This is a genomic window from Hydrogenophaga sp. 2FB, from assembly GCF_005503365.1.
GTDB lineage: Bacteria > Pseudomonadota > Gammaproteobacteria > Burkholderiales > Burkholderiaceae_C > Hydrogenophaga.
The window spans coordinates 26,815-42,213 of record NZ_SCML01000054.1 but is presented as its reverse complement, the minus strand read 5'-3'; the positions used below and the strand labels follow the sequence as shown (position 1 = coordinate 42,213).

General features: G+C 64.1%; 12 protein-coding genes and 2 pseudogenes. 8 read left to right on the top strand and 6 right to left on the bottom strand.

Annotation, left to right across the window (positions count from 1 at the left end; all coding sequences use genetic code 11):
• The 3 genes from FFS09_RS24605 to rpoD form a co-directional block, all read left to right on the top strand.
• Positions 1 to 645: gamma-glutamyltransferase (locus tag FFS09_RS24605; RefSeq protein ID WP_171020166.1), on the top strand; the 645-nt coding region annotated here is incomplete at its 5' end.
• A gap of 71 nt (positions 646 to 716) precedes the next feature.
• Positions 717 to 2,672, top strand: a complete 1,956-nt coding sequence (gene dnaG, locus FFS09_RS24600; RefSeq protein WP_137921576.1) for a DNA primase — start codon at positions 717 to 719, stop codon at positions 2,670 to 2,672.
• A 312-nt stretch (positions 2,673 to 2,984) separates the two neighbouring features.
• Positions 2,985 to 5,264: an RNA polymerase sigma factor RpoD gene (gene rpoD, locus FFS09_RS24595; protein WP_137921575.1), complete on the top strand. Its 2,280-nt coding sequence runs from the start codon at positions 2,985 to 2,987 to the stop codon at positions 5,262 to 5,264.
• Between the two features lie 65 nt (positions 5,265 to 5,329).
• Here rpoD and FFS09_RS24590 read toward each other — a convergent pair whose 3' ends face one another.
• The 4 genes and pseudogenes from FFS09_RS24590 to FFS09_RS24575 all read right to left on the bottom strand — a co-directional run.
• Positions 5,330 to 6,229: a hybrid sensor histidine kinase/response regulator gene (locus FFS09_RS24590; RefSeq protein ID WP_171020165.1), complete on the bottom strand. Its 900-nt coding sequence runs from the start codon at positions 6,227 to 6,229 to the stop codon at positions 5,330 to 5,332.
• Between the two features lie 47 nt (positions 6,230 to 6,276).
• Positions 6,277 to 7,188 (bottom strand): annotated as a pseudogene (locus tag FFS09_RS24585) (IS3 family transposase); the annotation flags it as partial.
• Positions 7,184 to 8,533, bottom strand: a complete 1,350-nt coding sequence (locus tag FFS09_RS24580) for an IS110 family RNA-guided transposase (protein WP_137921573.1) — start codon at positions 8,531 to 8,533, stop codon at positions 7,184 to 7,186. The gene FFS09_RS24580 and the pseudogene FFS09_RS24585, both read right to left, overlap by 5 nt.
• 227 nt (positions 8,534 to 8,760) lie before the next feature.
• Positions 8,761 to 9,393: pseudogene (locus FFS09_RS24575) on the bottom strand (transposase); the annotation flags it as partial.
• Here FFS09_RS24575 and FFS09_RS24570 point away from each other — a divergent pair.
• Positions 9,392 to 10,777: a hypothetical protein gene (locus FFS09_RS24570; protein ID WP_137921572.1), complete on the top strand. Its 1,386-nt coding sequence runs from the start codon at positions 9,392 to 9,394 to the stop codon at positions 10,775 to 10,777. The pseudogene FFS09_RS24575 and the gene FFS09_RS24570 sit on opposite strands and share 2 nt — an antisense overlap.
• A gap of 174 nt (positions 10,778 to 10,951) precedes the next feature.
• Here the strand turns inward: FFS09_RS24570 and FFS09_RS24560 are convergent, their stop codons facing one another.
• Together FFS09_RS24560 and FFS09_RS24555 are read right to left on the bottom strand one after the other, a co-directional pair.
• Positions 10,952 to 11,284, bottom strand: coding sequence for a YnfA family protein (locus FFS09_RS24560; protein ID WP_137921571.1), 333 nt, complete (start codon positions 11,282 to 11,284; stop codon positions 10,952 to 10,954).
• 25 nt (positions 11,285 to 11,309) lie between these two features.
• Complete coding sequence (locus FFS09_RS24555; protein ID WP_137921570.1) at positions 11,310 to 11,741, bottom strand: Cd(II)/Pb(II)-responsive transcriptional regulator; 432 nt, start codon at positions 11,739 to 11,741, stop codon at positions 11,310 to 11,312.
• Between the two features lie 91 nt (positions 11,742 to 11,832).
• Between FFS09_RS24555 and FFS09_RS24550 the strand changes: the two genes are divergently transcribed.
• From FFS09_RS24550 to FFS09_RS24535, 4 genes are all read left to right on the top strand, one after another.
• Positions 11,833 to 12,486 carry a cation efflux transmembrane domain-containing protein gene (locus FFS09_RS24550; protein ID WP_137921569.1) on the top strand — a complete coding sequence of 218 codons (654 nt, stop codon included), beginning with the start codon at positions 11,833 to 11,835 and terminating at the stop codon, positions 12,484 to 12,486.
• 89 nt (positions 12,487 to 12,575) lie between these two features.
• A complete protein-coding gene (gene hpnD, locus FFS09_RS31260) occupies positions 12,576 to 13,442 on the top strand; it encodes a presqualene diphosphate synthase HpnD (protein WP_137921568.1) in 867 nt (288 codons plus the stop codon).
• Between the two features lie 2 nt (positions 13,443 to 13,444).
• The gene (gene hpnE / locus FFS09_RS24540; protein WP_289509316.1) at positions 13,445 to 14,830 is read left to right on the top strand and encodes a hydroxysqualene dehydroxylase HpnE; all 1,386 of its coding nucleotides are present in this window, start codon (positions 13,445 to 13,447) and stop codon (positions 14,828 to 14,830) included.
• Positions 14,831 to 14,937: 107 nt separating this feature from the next.
• Positions 14,938 to 15,399 (top strand): SH3 domain-containing protein, encoded by a 462-nt coding sequence (locus FFS09_RS24535; RefSeq protein WP_137921566.1) that lies wholly within the window; start codon positions 14,938 to 14,940, stop codon positions 15,397 to 15,399.

Here is a 15,399-nt window from a genome sequence, read left to right as displayed (position 1 = left end):
GGCCAGCCCGCCGGCGTTCAGGCGGCCTTGGCGCCGATGCCCGATCAACCCGAGTACGGCACCAGCCACATCAGCATCGTCGACGCCTTTGGCAACGCGCTGGCCATGACCACGACCATCGAAGCCGCGTTTGGATCCCGCCTCATGGTCACGACGGATCCGAAGCGTCCAGGCGGCTTCCTGCTCAACAACGAACTCACCGACTTCAGCTTCGCACCCAGCGACGCTCAAGGCCGCCCGATCGCCAACCGCGTCGAGCCGGGCAAGCGGCCACGCTCCTCGATGTCACCCACCCTGGTGTTCGACAAGGCCAATGGCGAGGTGCTGATGAGCGCGGGCAGCCCGGGTGGCGCCCTCATCATCCACTTCACCGCCAAGACGCTGCATGGCACACAGCAGTGGGGCCTGTCGCCCCAGGCCGCGATCAACCTGCCCAACTTCGGCACCACTGGCGGGCCGGTGCTGCTGGAAAAAGGCCGCTTCCCCGCTCCCACGGTGCAGGCCTTGCGCGGCAGGGGCCACACCGTGGAAGAGCCGGAAATGACCAGCGGCCTGCAGGCCATCCAGCGCGGCGTGCAGCGTGGTCAACGCGTGTGGCTGGGCGGCGCCGACCCGCGCCGCGAGGGCATCGTCGCCGGGGATTGAGCCGGGCGAGGGGACTTGGTGCGGGCGGCCCGCGCGCCGCCCCTTCGCGGCGTTAAGCTTGCGCCCTCCCCATGGCCATCCCCCAGACTTTCATTCAGGAACTGCTTAACCGTGTCGACGTGGTCGACGTGGTGGGCCGCTACGTGCAACTCAAGAAGGGTGGCGCCAATCTGATGGGCCTGTGCCCCTTCCACGGCGAAAAATCACCCTCTTTCAGCGTCAGCCCGACCAAACAGTTCTACCACTGCTTCGGCTGCGGGGCCAACGGCAACGCCATCGGCTTCCTGATGGAGCACGCTGGCATGAGCTTCATCGAGGCCATCAAAGACCTCGCCCAGCAAGCGGGCATGCAGATACCGGAAGACGAAGCCTCGCCGCAAGACCGCGAGCGCGCCGCCCAGCAGCGCCAGAAGCAGGCAACCCTCACCGACGTGCTGGAGAAGGCGGCGCAGGCGTACGCGAAACAACTCAAGGTTGCACCGCGCGCCATCGACTACCTCAAGGGCCGCGGCCTCTCCGGCCAGATCGCCAAGACCTTCGGCATGGGCTACGCCCCCGAGGGCTGGCGCGCCTTGGCCGGCGTATTTCCCGACTACCAGGAGCCGCTGCTGGTCGAGTCCGGCATGGTCATCGAGCACGAGGACGAAAAAGGCGCGGATGGCCAAGCCAAGCGCTACGACCGTTTTCGCGACCGCATCATGTTCCCGATCCGCAACGTCAAGGGCGAGTGCATCGGCTTTGGCGGACGCGTGCTCGACAAGGGCGAGCCCAAGTACCTCAACTCGCCCGAGACGCCCGTCTTCAGCAAAGGCCGCGAACTCTATGGTCTGTTCGAGGGCCGCACCGCGATCCGCGTTGCCGGCTATGCACTCGTCACCGAGGGCTACATGGACGTCGTCGCGCTGGCGCAGCTCGGCTTCGCCAACGCCGTCGCCACCCTGGGCACCGCCTGCACGCCCGACCACGTGCAGAAACTCTTTCGCTTCACCGATTCGGTGGTATTCAGCTTCGACGGCGACGGCGCCGGCCGGCGCGCGGCGCGCAAGGCGCTCGACGCCGCGCTGCCCCTGGCCACGGACACCCGCAGCGTCAAGTTCCTGTTCCTGCCCGCCGAGCACGACCCCGACAGCTTCATCCGCGCCAACGGCGAGGCAGCCTTCGCCCAGTGCGTGAAAGAAGCCGTGCCGCTGTCACGGTTTCTGCTCGAATCCGCCAGCGCCGACTGTGATCTGTCCACCGCCGAAGGCCGCGCGCGCATGGCCAGCCAGGCCCGACCACTCTGGAGCGCCCTGCCCGATGGCGCGCTCAAACGCCAGCTCATCGGCGAACTCTCCACCGGCATAGGCATTGGCAGCCAGGACCTGCTGCAACTCTGGCAACAAGCCACCGGTGGCTCGAGGGCGACACGCGCGCCAGCGCACGCACCGGCCCAGCCATCGCACGAGCACGGCCACGACAGTGGCCCTCCCGCCGACAACTACGCCCCTTCGGGCAACACCTACCGCACCAGCAACACCTACAGCGGCGGCAAAAGCTACGGCGGCAAGTGGCGCAAAGGCCCGCCACCGCCACCGCGCATGCTCGGCACACGCCACGTCGGCGGCAGCCGCGCCGACCGGGCCGTGGGCCTTCTGCTCACCAACGCCTCGGCCTGGGACACCCTCTCCGCGGACGACCACGCCCTGCTGGCCCACCTGGACGCACCGCACGGCCCGGTGTTCAGCTGGCTGGAAGCCCAGTTGCACGAACACGGCCACCAGCCCTGGGCCGCGATGCGCGAAGCCTTGCGCGGCCACGAACACGAATCCTTCGTGTGCGGCCAGGTGGAACAGGTCATCATGGGCGACGAACCCGACACCGAACTCTCCGAGTTGGCCGACATCATGCACCGCCTGCGCCGCGACGGCCTGGAGGCGCAGGCCCGCCAGCTTGCCCAGCGCGTGGCCCTGGGGGACACAGCCGCCATGGACGAGTACAAGCGCGTGCGCGACCAGCTGCAGGCCTTGATCGCCAGCAGCACAGCGTGAACTTCATGCCGGCGGTATAATCCAAGGTTTTGCACCGCAAGCGCGACAGCAGCACCTCCGGCACCGGCCTCGCCCCTGTACAGGGCTAGATGGAACACTCTTCCTGGCCACCTCGGCGCCTCCTCCCGGCCCGACGGAACCCCGCAAGGACTGCACTCCAAATGTTCGCCCCCACAGCTTGCAGGCCTGCCCTTTCCGGCGAAAGGCAGGCGTTGTGCCCAACAAAATCACCGGGGTGGACCGCGTCGCGCGGCCTTCAGGCGGTTTTTGTGTGTTCTGCCGGTTCCAGTTCGACGTTTTTTTGAGGTCCTCATGCCCGCGAAGAAATCCAGTACGCCCGTCGTGTCCAGCACCAAAACCGCCCCGAAGGCCAGCGCCCGTGCCGCCGCCCCGGCTTTGCCCCCGAAGAAAGCCCCTGCTGTGACCACAAAGACCCCCGCCAAGAAAACCGCCGCCAAGGCCGAAGACGAGACGCTCGACGGCAAAAAGAAGGCCGCCACTCCAGCCAAGCCCGCTGCCAAGCGAGGCCGCAAACCCAAGGCCGACAGCAAGGCCAAAGGCAAGGGTGACGGCGATCTGGACGACACCGACCTGAGCGACATCGAAGACGACCTGGCGGGCGAGACCGAAGCGGAAGCGGTCGACACCACCGCGCAGACGACCGAAAAGGTCAAGCCTCTGCGCATGAAGATCAGCAAGGCGAAAGAGCGCGCGCTGATGAAGGAATTCGGCCTGGACGAAACCGTTCTGTCCGAAGAAGAAGCGCGCAACCGCCGCGAACGCCTCAAGACCCTGATCAAGCTGGGCAAGACGCGCGGCTACCTCACGCACGGCGAAATCAACGACCACTTGCCCGACAAGCTGGTTGAAGCGGAAACGCTGGAAGTCGTGGTCTCCCTGCTCAACGACATGGGCGTGGCCGTCTACGAGCAAACGCCCGATGCCGAGACCCTGCTGCTGAACAACACCGGCCCGACCGCTGCAACCGAAGAAGAAGCCGAGGAAGAAGCCGAAGCCGCCCTGTCCACCGTGGACAGCGAATTCGGCCGCACCACCGACCCCGTGCGCATGTACATGCGCGAAATGGGCACGGTGGAACTGCTCACGCGTGAAGGCGAAATCGAAATCGCCAAGCGCATCGAAGGCGGTTTGAACGACATGATGGCTGCCATCAGCGAGAGCCCGGCCACCATCGCCGAAATTCTGGTGATGGCCGAGGACATCCGCGAAGGCAAGGTCGTCATCTCCACCGTGGTCGACGGCTTTGCCGACGCCGACGCGGCCGACGACTACGTGGCCGAAGAGGACTTCGACGACTACGATGAAGCGGACGACGACGACGGCAAGGGCGGCTCGAAGGCGCTCACCCGCAAGCTCGAAGAACTCAAGCGCGAATCGCTGACCCGCTTCGACACCATGCGCGAGCTGTTCGAGAAGCTGCACAAGACCTACGACAAGGAAGGCTACGGCACCCCCTCCTACCTCAAGACGCAGGTCGCGATCACCGAAACGCTGATGTCGATCCGCTTCACCGCCAAGGCAATCGAGAAGCTCTGCGGCACCATGCGCAGCCAGGTCGATGACGTGCGCAAGAAAGAGCGCGAACTGCGCCGCATCATCGTGGACAAATGCGGCATGCCGCAGGACAAGTTCATCGCCGACTTCCCGGCCAACCTGCTCAACCTCAAGTGGGTTGAAAAGCAGGCCGCTGCCGGCAAGCCCTGGAGCGTGGTGATGGAACGCAACATCCCACCCGTGCAGGAACTGCAGCAAGGCCTGATCAACATCCAGAGCAGCGTGGTCGTTCCGCTGGCGCACTTGAAGGACATCCACAAGCGGATGAACCAGGGTGAGTCCACCTCGCGTGATGCGAAGAAGGAAATGATCGAGGCCAACCTGCGCCTCGTGATCTCGATCGCCAAGAAATACACCAACCGTGGCCTGCAGTTCCTCGACCTGATCCAGGAAGGCAACATCGGCCTGATGAAGGCGGTGGACAAGTTCGAATACCGCCGCGGCTACAAGTTCTCCACGTACGCCACGTGGTGGATCCGGCAGGCCATCACCCGCTCGATCGCCGACCAGGCGCGCACCATCCGAATCCCGGTGCACATGATCGAGACCATCAACAAGATGAACCGCATCAGCCGCCAACACTTGCAAGAGTTTGGTTTCGAGCCCGACGCATCCATCCTGGCCGAGAAGATGGAGATGCCCGAGGACAAGATCCGCAAGATCATGAAGATCGCGAAAGAGCCGATCTCGATGGAAACCCCCATCGGCGACGACGACGATTCGCACCTGGGCGATTTCATTGAAGACCAGGCCAATACCGCGCCCATCGAGGCTGCGATGCAGGCCGGCCTGCGCGAAGTGGTCAAGGAAATCCTCGACAGCCTCACGCCGCGCGAAGCCAAGGTGCTGCGCATGCGTTTCGGCATCGAAATGTCCACCGACCACACGCTGGAAGAAGTGGGCAAGCAGTTCGACGTGACGCGCGAACGCATCCGCCAGATCGAAAGCAAGGCCGTGCGCAAGCTCAAGCACCCGAGCCGCTCGGACAAGCTGCGCAGCTTCATTGACACGCTGTAATCGCCGTCAACACAGAGAACAAAAAAACGGGAGCCAGTGGCTCCCGTTTTTTTTGGCCAACCCGTTCAGGCCTCCAACAATTTTCTCATCACCGCCCGAAGCTTGGCAGGCGGAACAGGCTTGTACAACAGCGTGAGCCCCGCGCGCCGAACTTCTCGCGCCGTGTTGAGCGAGCTGTCTCCGGTGAGGACGATCGCGGGCAGATTGGGTCGCAAACGCGCGCGCAAGCGGGCAATGAGATCGGTTCCTGCTTCGCCCGCGTCGAGACGCAAATCCGTCAACACCAGATCGGGCGGCTCCGTCAGACGCGCGACCAGCGCTTCGGCTTGCGGCCCCGAGGAGGCCGCCGTCACGACGCAGCCCCAGCGTTCCAGCAAGCGGCATGTGCGTTCAAGAACGACCAAGTCATCGTCCACCAGCACCACCCGAAGCCCCTGAAACTGGTCGCTCACGGGTTCGTCGGAGATGGCATCCCCGAATAAAGACTCAACGCCGCCGGGTGGTGAGGCGGGCAGCGTTCCGCGCGGCACATCGAGATAAAACCGCGAGCCGCGACCAGGATCGGACGACAGCCGCACACCGTAGCCCAGCAGTTCCGAACAACTCCGGACGATTGCCAAGCCCAGCCCCACTCCGCCGCGGGCATCGGTCCGATCAATGCGGTAAAACTCGCGAAAAATGGCGTCCTGGTACTCCCGCGGAATGCCTGGTCCCGTGTCCCAAACCTCCAGCCTCAACGCATCACCGCGCTGGCGGCACGTCACCACGACGCCACCGGCTTCGGTGTAGCGCAATGCGTTCGAAATCAGGTTCGACAGGATGCGTTGCAACAGCGCTGGATCGCTGTAGGCCACGGCGGATGTCGGGCACACGGCGAAGCGCAACTTCTTCTTGGCCGCCACGCCGCTGTAGGCCTGCTGCAACTGACCAAGCAGGGGCTCCAGCGCGAACGGCTGTTGATTCATCAGCACAACTGAGCCAGTGGGGGTGCAGCGCAATTCTTGGACTGGTTTCAGTTGACTAAGCCCAGACTTTCGCGGTACTCGATGGGGCTGAGGGAACCCAACGACATCTTGATCCGTTTTTCGTTGTACCAGAGGATGTACTCGTGCACCGCTCGGATGAACACCTCGATGGTGGTCGACTTCCAATCCCGCGGGTAGAACATCTCATTCTTCAGGCGCCCAAAGAAACCTTCGCAGGCCGCGTTGTCCGGTGAGCACCCCTTGCGCGACATCGACCGTGTCAGGTTCGCACTGTGCATCCGATCAAGCCAGCCCGGCCAGCGGTAATGGGCACCACGGTCGGAGTGAATGATCGGCTTGCTGTCGCACGATTGCACCGTGTCAATGGCCGCATCGAGCATCGTGTTCACCAACTCGGAGTCCGGTCGGGTACCAAGCGTCCAGCTCACCACCATGCCGTCGAAGCAGTCGATCACAGGCGAGAGGTAAACCTTTCCCGCCGGGATCTGGAACTCCGTAATGTCGGTGAGCCACTTCTCATTTGGTGTCGCCGCTTGGAAGTCACGGTTGAGGAGGTTGTCTGGCGCTGGGCTGATCTCTCCGAGGTAGGACCCGTATCGACGCTTTTTGCGCGCGGGAACACTCAAGCCCTCCTGCTTCATCAGGCGCTGCACGACTTTTTCAGACAGGTGCAACTGGCGTCTGCCCAGCGCCGCACGCATGCGACGGTAACCATAGCTGCGGTGGTTGCTCTGAAACACATCGGCAGCGGCAACGCGGGCGTCAGCGTACTTGTCAGGCCTTTGCTGGCGGGCGCAGTGGTAGAAGTAGGAACTGCGAGCCAGGCCAAGTTCGCCGAGTAGCTCTGTGAGCGAGTAGATGGGCTTCAGGGCGTCAACCAGCAGAGTCTTCTCCCGATTGCTCAGGAGCTGAGGGTTGACGCCCAGGCCTTTCCTAAGAAACACCAACCTCGGTCGGCTGCAGGGAGAAGCCAAAGTGGGCGGCGCGCCGTTGAAGTTGCTTGACCACGCGTTCGCGATACCGCTGCTCGTATTGGTCGACACCAGGGTCTACATATTGCATGCCGAAGCGCATCGTGCGGTAGAAGAGGATGGCGATCTTGCGAGCCGTAGCCGTCACCGCTTTGGCTTTGCCGATGCGAGCTGCCAGGCGTCGATAGAATGCGCCGAGAGCCGTCTCTGTGCGCCCGACATTCACTGCCACCAAGCGCAATTGCGATGCCAAGCGACTGGAACTTTTGCGGGTATGGGCGGAGAGCACTTTGCCGCCGCTGATCTTGCAGCCCGGCGACAAGCACAGCCACGATGTGAAGTGCTTCTCGGTGGGCCATTTGCTCAGGTCCGTTCCGCACTCGGCGACCAACGATAGCGCGATGCTGGGCCCGATGCCATGAATTAAGGTCAGGTCGGTGCCAGTGAGCTGGTACAGCATCGACCGCACGTCGAACTTTGGCGCGTTGGCCTGTTTTGTCTTCGTGCGTGGCGCCAGCAGCAGCGCTTCCGGCACTGGACGATCAGCGTTCAGCAGCTGCAACGAGTTCTCAATCTGCTTGTCGCAGTCGGTGATGCGAGCCTGGTACACATCGAACAGCGCCATGGCCTGTGACAGTGCGAATACGTGCTCGGGCTGATAGTTACCGACCAGCGCTGCACGTATGGTTTGGATACTTTCATGGCAGCGAACGTCGCGCATGGAGGCGAGAACGTCGGGGTCTCTTTCCCCGGACACGATCGCACGGATGATCTTCACACCGGTCACGCCACTGATGTCGCTAAGGACATGATGCAGTTGGAGGTTCATCAGCGTCAGCGCCTTCTGCATATGCTGCAGGTGGGCGGCCGCGTATTCCAGGTGCCGATCCCGAATTCGCATGTAGGCACGCAGTGCTGCAATGTCTCGCGCCGGATGGAAGCTGGCGCGCAGCAATCCGCAGGCATGCAGGCGCTGAATCCACTGGGCATCGTTGACGTCGCTCTTACGGCCTGGCACGGCCTTGCAGTCTCGCGCGTTGGCCAGAACGACCGTCAGCCCGTGATCCTCCAGAATCTCATAGACCGGAATCCAGTACACGCCCGTGGATTCCATCGCCACGGTCGTGATGCCGACCGAGACCAGCCAATTGGCCATCCGTTCGATATCGGCGGTGAAACTCTGAAACGTTTGCACCGGATCGTCGCTCAGCTCCGGCGGTACAGCCGCGACTTGAATACGTGAGCCGATATCGATGCCGGCAGCTCGTGCGTTGACGATCGGCAGGCCGATCGATTTACCACTTTTGGACATGACAACCTCCTGTAGGCAATGCGCTGGACAGGGGAGCGGGTTAAATCAATTTCCTAATCGGGGTCGCACGAGGCGCCACCACAGTTGGGTCCGCATGTTCCCCAAGGGCCACGTTTTTTGACGGGGACAAGTGCCTCCAAAAAGATGACGGCCACGGTCCAGCCAGCTCAGTGTAGGCATTCCAGTGTTTCTTGCCATTGGGACGGGGCAACGCCAGGATGGACGTTTTTTAGCAGTTCATTGGCCTTCTTCAAGATGTCATGTTCGAGCTGAAGACGGTGAATGCTCTGTTGAAGCGACTCGACTTGGCGCTGCAGTTCGGCTGCATCAGGAACGGGCGGTGAATTGTTTTGTCGTTTCATGGATGCGGGTACCTCGCGGCCGAGCAACTGGTTTTTCCAGTTGTACAGCGTAGGCCGACACACCGCCAGCTTCTGGGCGATTTCTTGTGCGCTGGTCTTTCGGGTGCAAAGCTCAATCACCGCTGCACTTTTCAGCGCGTCGGAGTGCAGGGTGTTCGGTGCCCGACCCACCATTCGGTGGCGAACTTCGGGGTGCAGCTCGTCAATCCACTCGGTCAGTAACTCCCGACCGGGATATCCCAATGCACGCATGGTCGAGGCAATGCACCGATCGTGATCAAGGTAGTGCTTCACCGCCGCATCCTTCTGCTGATCGGAATACTTCTGTCCTGATCGCGAATACCCGACTCGCAGGTTCTGGCTCCGCTCGTACTCCCGGTACCAGCCAATGAGGGAGTTCTTGGTCGGATAGCCCAACTGGCGGATGGTGGCCCTGAGGCGCTTGCCAAGCTTGATGTAGAGCTCAACGGCTCGAATCCGATCTTCGTAGGAATACATGAACTACCTCCAAGTAGTCCAAGTTTTTAGCCGCATCCCCAATGGCCCAGCTTTGGAAATGAATCAACAAGCCATGGAAGCATTGTGCGTGAGCGTGCAAATCATGACCGTTCGCAGTGGCGCCAGGTTCGATGAAATGGTCGGCTCACGAATGCGCCCCTCCATGCAAGACATGAGCAACGACGCTGTCCAAAGCCTGTCCAAGGGCATTGACGATTGCCTGCGGAATCCGCACTGTACCGACTCACTCAAGGCGCAGCTGAAACCATTCAAGTCGGTGCTCGCCCCCCGACTGGCGCGGCTCCAGGTTTCGGCTTTTGTGACCAATGGAATGTCGTTGACCGGCTACGACCGCAACGCACTGGTAGCGCTAAGGGATGCTGTCCTGCTGCTCACGGACAAGACCGCGCCCCGGAACGCCGACCCGTTCGTGACCTACAAGCGCTGCTTGTCACTTGTGAACGCCGAACTCGTGAAGCAACCGGCTACACCGGTCAACGCCATGGCCTCGGAACAACTCTGGGAACACATCAGGTTGATCGACAGCATCGACGTAAGCGTATTGAAGAACATATCCACATGTCGCGCCCGACTGGAAGCCCTTCGCAACACAACGAAGGTCGAACTCGCTGCGCGGGAAATACAACCTGCGCTTGAAAAATGCGTCACTGAGTTGGCCAGCGAAACCGCCCAGCCCGGCTCCGTCCTCCATCAGTTCGATTCGATGAAGGGCATCGCCGACCGGCTCCTCAAGCGCCTGGGAAGCCGCCACAGCGACGACACCATGCACTGCGAGGTGATCAAAACGGCTTTGAATCTGCTGTCGGGAGAACGTCGACTCGCCGATGTTCTGAAATGCGTTCCCAGCGACGAGTTGCTGAAACTGCAAAAGGCAAAGCCATTCGTTGCCGGCAGAGATCACGCGGCGGTGACCAAACTGCTGTCCGACGAAGTGAAGCAGCGCCCACAGCGCCTGGAGAACCTCCTCCAGAAAGCCGCCGACACGCTGATCTCCCGGCCTGCCTCAAGGAAGTCTCAAGACCTCAAGGCACTCGCGGCAGATGTGATCCGCGCGGCCCACTGCCTGAGTGAGGTGCATGCGCATGCGGATGCCTTGGGGCTTGCGCCAAGCTTCGATGCTCTCAAAACCGAAGAGGCATTGCGAGCGGTTGTCCTCAAGATGCTGGAAAAAGCTTTGACCTTCGATTGCCGCAAGTTGGGTGATCGAGAACTTCATCAAACCGGTGCAGCCCTCAAAGTGCTGGCCGGCACGCAAGGCATTCCACCACGGATTGAATGCCTCATCGAGACGGAGATCGAATTGCGCAAGCGCGCCTGCATCGCACCTCATGCCCTAGGTGTGAAGCACATTGGCCATCGTTGAGTTGCGTCGAAAGCTGTTTACGCAATCCCGTATCGCGACCTACCTCGGTGTTTTCGAGGCCACAGCCAGTCGCGCATTGCGCCGCGCCGGCCTTTCAAGCATCACAGCATCGGCTGCCAGCCCCCCCATGTCTCGAATCAAGAAATCACGAAGAAACCTCTTGATTCTTCACACCTAGGCGGTCTGAGGCTGTAGCGCGATCACTGCCATCCCCGCCAGGGCAATTACCGCTCCCGCCACGTCCCAGCGGGTGAGGGCCACGCCGTCCACCACCCGCAGCCACACCAGCGCCACCGCGATGTACATGCCGCCGTAGGCGGCGTAGGTGCGGCCGGCGGCGCTCGGGTGCAGCGTGAGCAGCCAGGCAAACAGGCCCAGTGCCAGCGCGGCGGGGAACAGCCACACCCACGCCTTGCCCTGCTTGCACACCAGCCAGGTCAGGTAACAACCCACGATTTCGGCCAGCGCGGTGAGGGCAAAGAGAACGGTGATGCGAAGCGCGTCCATGAAGGGAGTCCGATAGAAAAAACGGTCAGTGACCGGGGTGGCATGCGCAGGCTTCGCCGTGCGCGGCCGACACCAGCTCGTCCAGGATCCCGCAGGACGCACCGCCACGGTGATCACCATCGCAGCGTGAACGCAATTGCAGCAATTGTTTCTCCAGCGCCCGCATGCTCTTGAGGCGGGCGCGCACCCGGCTGAGCTGCTCGTCCACCAGCTGGTCCACGTTCAGGCTGTGGCCATCGGGGTCGTCCACGAAGCCGAGCAGGCGCTTCACGTCCGACAAGGGCATGTCGAGCGCGCGGCAATGGCGAATGAAGGACAGCCGCTCCAGGTGCGGCTGCGCGTAGTTGCGGTAGCCGTTGTCCAGCCGCGCCGGTTCGGGCAGCAGCCCTTCCTTTTCGTAGTAGCGGATGGTTTCCACGTCCACGCCGGTGGCGCGGGACAGTTCCTTGATCTGCATGGCTTTCTCCTGACGGAACCCGGCAACGCGGGTGGTGTTGACACTGTAGCCGCTTCAGGGTTTTCAATACCCGTATCGAAAGGAAAACCCCATGTCCGCCCACTGCAGCAACCACGATACCCCCCAACCCGAACAGATCGCCCACCTCGGGCGCTACCGCCGCATTCTCTGGATCGCGCTGCTGGTCAACGCCGCGATGTTCCTGGTGGAGATCGTGGCCGGCTGGCGCGCCGGTTCGCTGGCCCTGCTGGCCGATGCGATCGACTTCGCGGGTGACGCGCTGAACTACGCGGTCTCGCTCGCCGTGCTGGCCTCGGCGCTGGCGTGGCGCGCCCGCGCGGCCATTCTCAAGGCCGTGAGCATGATGGGTTTTGGCCTGTACGTCCTGGGCAGCGCGCTGTGGGCGGTCTGGAACGGTGCCGTGCCCGACGCCACCACCATGGGCGTGATCGGCGTGCTGGCCCTGGTGTCCAACGTGGCGGTGGCCGGCATGCTCTACGCCTTTCGCGAGGGCGACGCCAACATGTGCAGCGTGTGGCTGTGCTCGCGCAACGACGCCATCGGCAACGTCGCCGTGATGCTGGCCGCCCTGGGTGTGTTGGGCACCGGTTCAGCCTGGCCCGACCTGATCGTCGCCAGCCTGATGGCCGCGCTTGCGCTGCACGGCGGCTGGCAGGTGCTGCGCCAGGCGCGCGGCGAGCTGGGCACGGGGGACGGGCACGATCACCACGGGCACGCGCACTGAGTTCTCGGTGGGGTGGCGCGGGAGCGGGCTCCCCCCGCAGCCACCCCCTGGACTGGTGCGTACACTTGGCACCCGGAAAACGCCCACGCATGAGCCCACAAGACTACGTCCAGCAAAAGGCTGCCGCCTCCGGCAGCAGCTTCTACTACGCCTTCCTGTTCCTGCCGGCCGAGCGCCGCGCGGCCATCACGGCCTTCTATGCGTTCTGCCGCGAAGTCGACGACGTGGTCGACGAAGTCAGCGACCCGGGCGTGGCGCAGACCAAGCTGGCCTGGTGGCGGCGCGAGGTGGCGCAGTCGTATGCCGGCGAGCCCACCCACCCGGTGATGCGCGCGCTGATGCCGCTGGCCAGGACCTACGAGATCGAATCCCGCCACCTCACGGCCGTCATCGACGGCTGCCAGATGGACCTGGAGCAGAACCGCTACCTTGATTTCGCCAACCTGCAGCGCTACTGCCACCTGGTGGCCGGCGTGGTGGGGGAGGTGGCCGCGCGCATCTTCGGCCAGACCCAGTTGGCCACCACCGAATACGCCCACCGCCTCGGCCTGGCCTTTCAGCTCACCAACATCATTCGCGACGTGGGCGAAGACGCGGCGCGCGGCCGCATCTACCTGCCGGTCAACGAACTGCAGAGCTTCAACGTCAAGGCGCACGAACTGCTGCAGCGCGGCGCGGCCCCTGGCAGCGACACCGCCGATTTCCAGCGCCGCTTCAGCGCGCTCATGCAATTTCAATGCTCGCGCGCCCTGCAGACCTACCAGGACGCGCTGGGCCTGCTGCCCGAAGCCGATCGCCGGGCGCAAAAGCCCGGCTTGATGATGGCCAGCATCTACCGCACCCTGCTCAAGGAAATCGCGGCCGATCCGCTGCTGGTGCTGACGCAGCGCGTGAGCCTCACCCCGCTGCGCAAGTTCTGGCTGGCCTGGCGCGTGCAGGCGTTGGGGAGACTTTGAGGGTGGCCTCGCGGCCATCCTCCCTCAAGCTCGCCATCGTCGGCGCAGGCTGGGCCGGCATGGCCGCCGCGGTGGAGGCGGCCTCGCGCGGTGCGGACGTGACGGTGTTCGAAGCCGCGCGCACGTTGGGCGGCCGCGCGCGCGCGCTGAATGCGTCCTTGCCCGACGGCACGCCGCTGACGCTGGACAACGGGCAACACATCCTGATCGGCGCCTACGCCGACTCGCTCGCGCTGATGCAGCGCGTGGGCGTGGACCTGTCACAGGCCCTGATGAGCCTGCCGCTGGCGCTGCCCCATGCCGACGGCTCGGGCTTGCAAACACCCGCCTGGGCCACGCGCTGGCCCGCGCCGCTGGACGCCCTGGCGGCCATCGCCACCGCGCGCGGCTGGCGCTGGCGCGACCGGCTGGCGCTGGTGCGTGCCTCCTTGCGCTGGCAGCGCGCCGGCTTCGTCTGCGCCCCCGAACTCTCCGTGGCCGAACTCTGCGCAGACTTGCCGCCGCGCGTGAACCAGGAACTGATCGAACCACTGTGCGTGTCCGCGCTGAACACGCCGGTGGAGACCGCCAGCGCCGCCGTGTTCCTGCGCGTGCTGCGCGATTCGCTCTTCGGAAAGGGCTTCGCGGGCTTCAGCCCCGCCAGCCTGCTGCTGCCGCGCACCGATCTCTCGCGGCTGTTCCCGGACGCGGCCGCATCGTGGCTGCACACCCACACCGCCGCATCGCGCGTGCGCCTGGGCACGCGCGTGGGCACCTTGAGGCCGCTGGGCACGCAGTGGATGCTCGGCCACGAAGACGGCGAAGAAGCCTTCGACGGCGTGATCTGGGCCACCGCCGCCAGCCCCGCTGAAAAGGCCATCGGCCAGGCCGCCGACGACTGCGACGAAACCACCGCGCACACGCTCACCGCCTGGGCGCACGGCACCCGCGCCCTGCCCTTCACGGCCCTCACCACCGTCTACGCCTGGGCGCCGAACGCGCAACTGCCCTTGCCCATGCTGGCCCTGCGGTCCGAGCCCGACGCGCAGGCCGCACCCGCGCAGTTCGTGTTCGACCGCGGCCAGCTCCAGCCACAGGACCCGGCCGCGCAAGGCCTGCTCGCCTTCGTGGTCAGCGCCAGCAGCGACGACCGCGAAGACCTGCAGGCGCGCGTGCTGCAGCAAGCGGCGCGGCAGCTCGGCCTGGACACGCTGCAGCCGGTGCAGACCGTGGTGGAAAAACGCGCCACCTTCGCCTGCACACCCGGCGTGGTGCGTCCGGTGCAGCACATTGCCCCCGGTCTGTGGGCCGCGGGCGACTATGTGCAGGGCCCCTACCCGGCCACGCTCGAAGGCGCGGTGCGCAGCGGGCTCAGCGCGGCACGACAGGCCGTGGGCGCCACGGGCTGACAACGCTTCATCGCGAGGCCAGCGCAGATCGGCGGAACCTCTGGCGCGCAACACGTTCACACCTCTGGACTTGTTTTGTTGCAACCCAAGGAAAGGAAGCTCCGCAGATGAACTGCACCCACCCCGCACGAACCTTCATCGCCGCCGCCGGCCTGTGCGCCCTGGCCCTCACCACCAGCCTGGCCAACGCACAGACCATGGTCAGCGTCAAGGGCAGCACGCTCAACATGCGCGACGGCCCGGGCACCAGCACCACCGTGTTGTGGGAGTTGAAACGCGGCTATCCACTGCAGGTGACGCAGCGCAAAGGCAGTTGGCTGAAGGTGCGCGACTTCGAAGGCGACACCGGTTGGGTGGCGCGCTCGCTCACCGGCAACGCGGCGCACCATGTCGTCAAGGCCAAGGTGGCCAATGTGCGCAGCGGCCCGGGCGCGCAGCACCGCATCGTGGGCAAGGTGGCGTACGGCGAGGTGTTGCGCACCCGCGAGAAGCGCGCCGACTGGGTGCGCGTGGAGCGCAACGAGGGCCCGGGCGGCTGGATCGCCAAGCAGTTGCTCTGGGGTTGGTGA

What these genes read in the sequence shown, in the direction of transcription:
- FFS09_RS24570 (WP_137921572.1), top strand. Translation starts at nt 9,392, where the DNA reads ATGAACTACCTCCAAGTAGTCCAAGTTTTTAGCCGCATCCCCAATGGC.
- dnaG (WP_137921576.1), top strand. Translation starts at nt 717, where the DNA reads ATGGCCATCCCCCAGACTTTCATTCAGGAACTGCTTAACCGTGTCGAC.
- FFS09_RS24560 (WP_137921571.1), bottom strand. Translation starts at nt 11,284, where the DNA reads ATGGACGCGCTTCGCATCACCGTTCTCTTTGCCCTCACCGCGCTGGCC.
- FFS09_RS24590 (WP_171020165.1), bottom strand. Translation starts at nt 6,229, where the DNA reads ATGAATCAACAGCCGTTCGCGCTGGAGCCCCTGCTTGGTCAGTTGCAG.
- rpoD (WP_137921575.1), top strand. Translation starts at nt 2,985, where the DNA reads ATGCCCGCGAAGAAATCCAGTACGCCCGTCGTGTCCAGCACCAAAACC.
- FFS09_RS24555 (WP_137921570.1), bottom strand. Translation starts at nt 11,741, where the DNA reads ATGCAGATCAAGGAACTGTCCCGCGCCACCGGCGTGGACGTGGAAACC.
- FFS09_RS24550 (WP_137921569.1), top strand. Translation starts at nt 11,833, where the DNA reads ATGTCCGCCCACTGCAGCAACCACGATACCCCCCAACCCGAACAGATC.
- FFS09_RS24580 (WP_137921573.1), bottom strand. Translation starts at nt 8,533, where the DNA reads ATGTCCAAAAGTGGTAAATCGATCGGCCTGCCGATCGTCAACGCACGA.
- hpnD (WP_137921568.1), top strand. Translation starts at nt 12,576, where the DNA reads ATGAGCCCACAAGACTACGTCCAGCAAAAGGCTGCCGCCTCCGGCAGC.
- FFS09_RS24535 (WP_137921566.1), top strand. Translation starts at nt 14,938, where the DNA reads ATGAACTGCACCCACCCCGCACGAACCTTCATCGCCGCCGCCGGCCTG.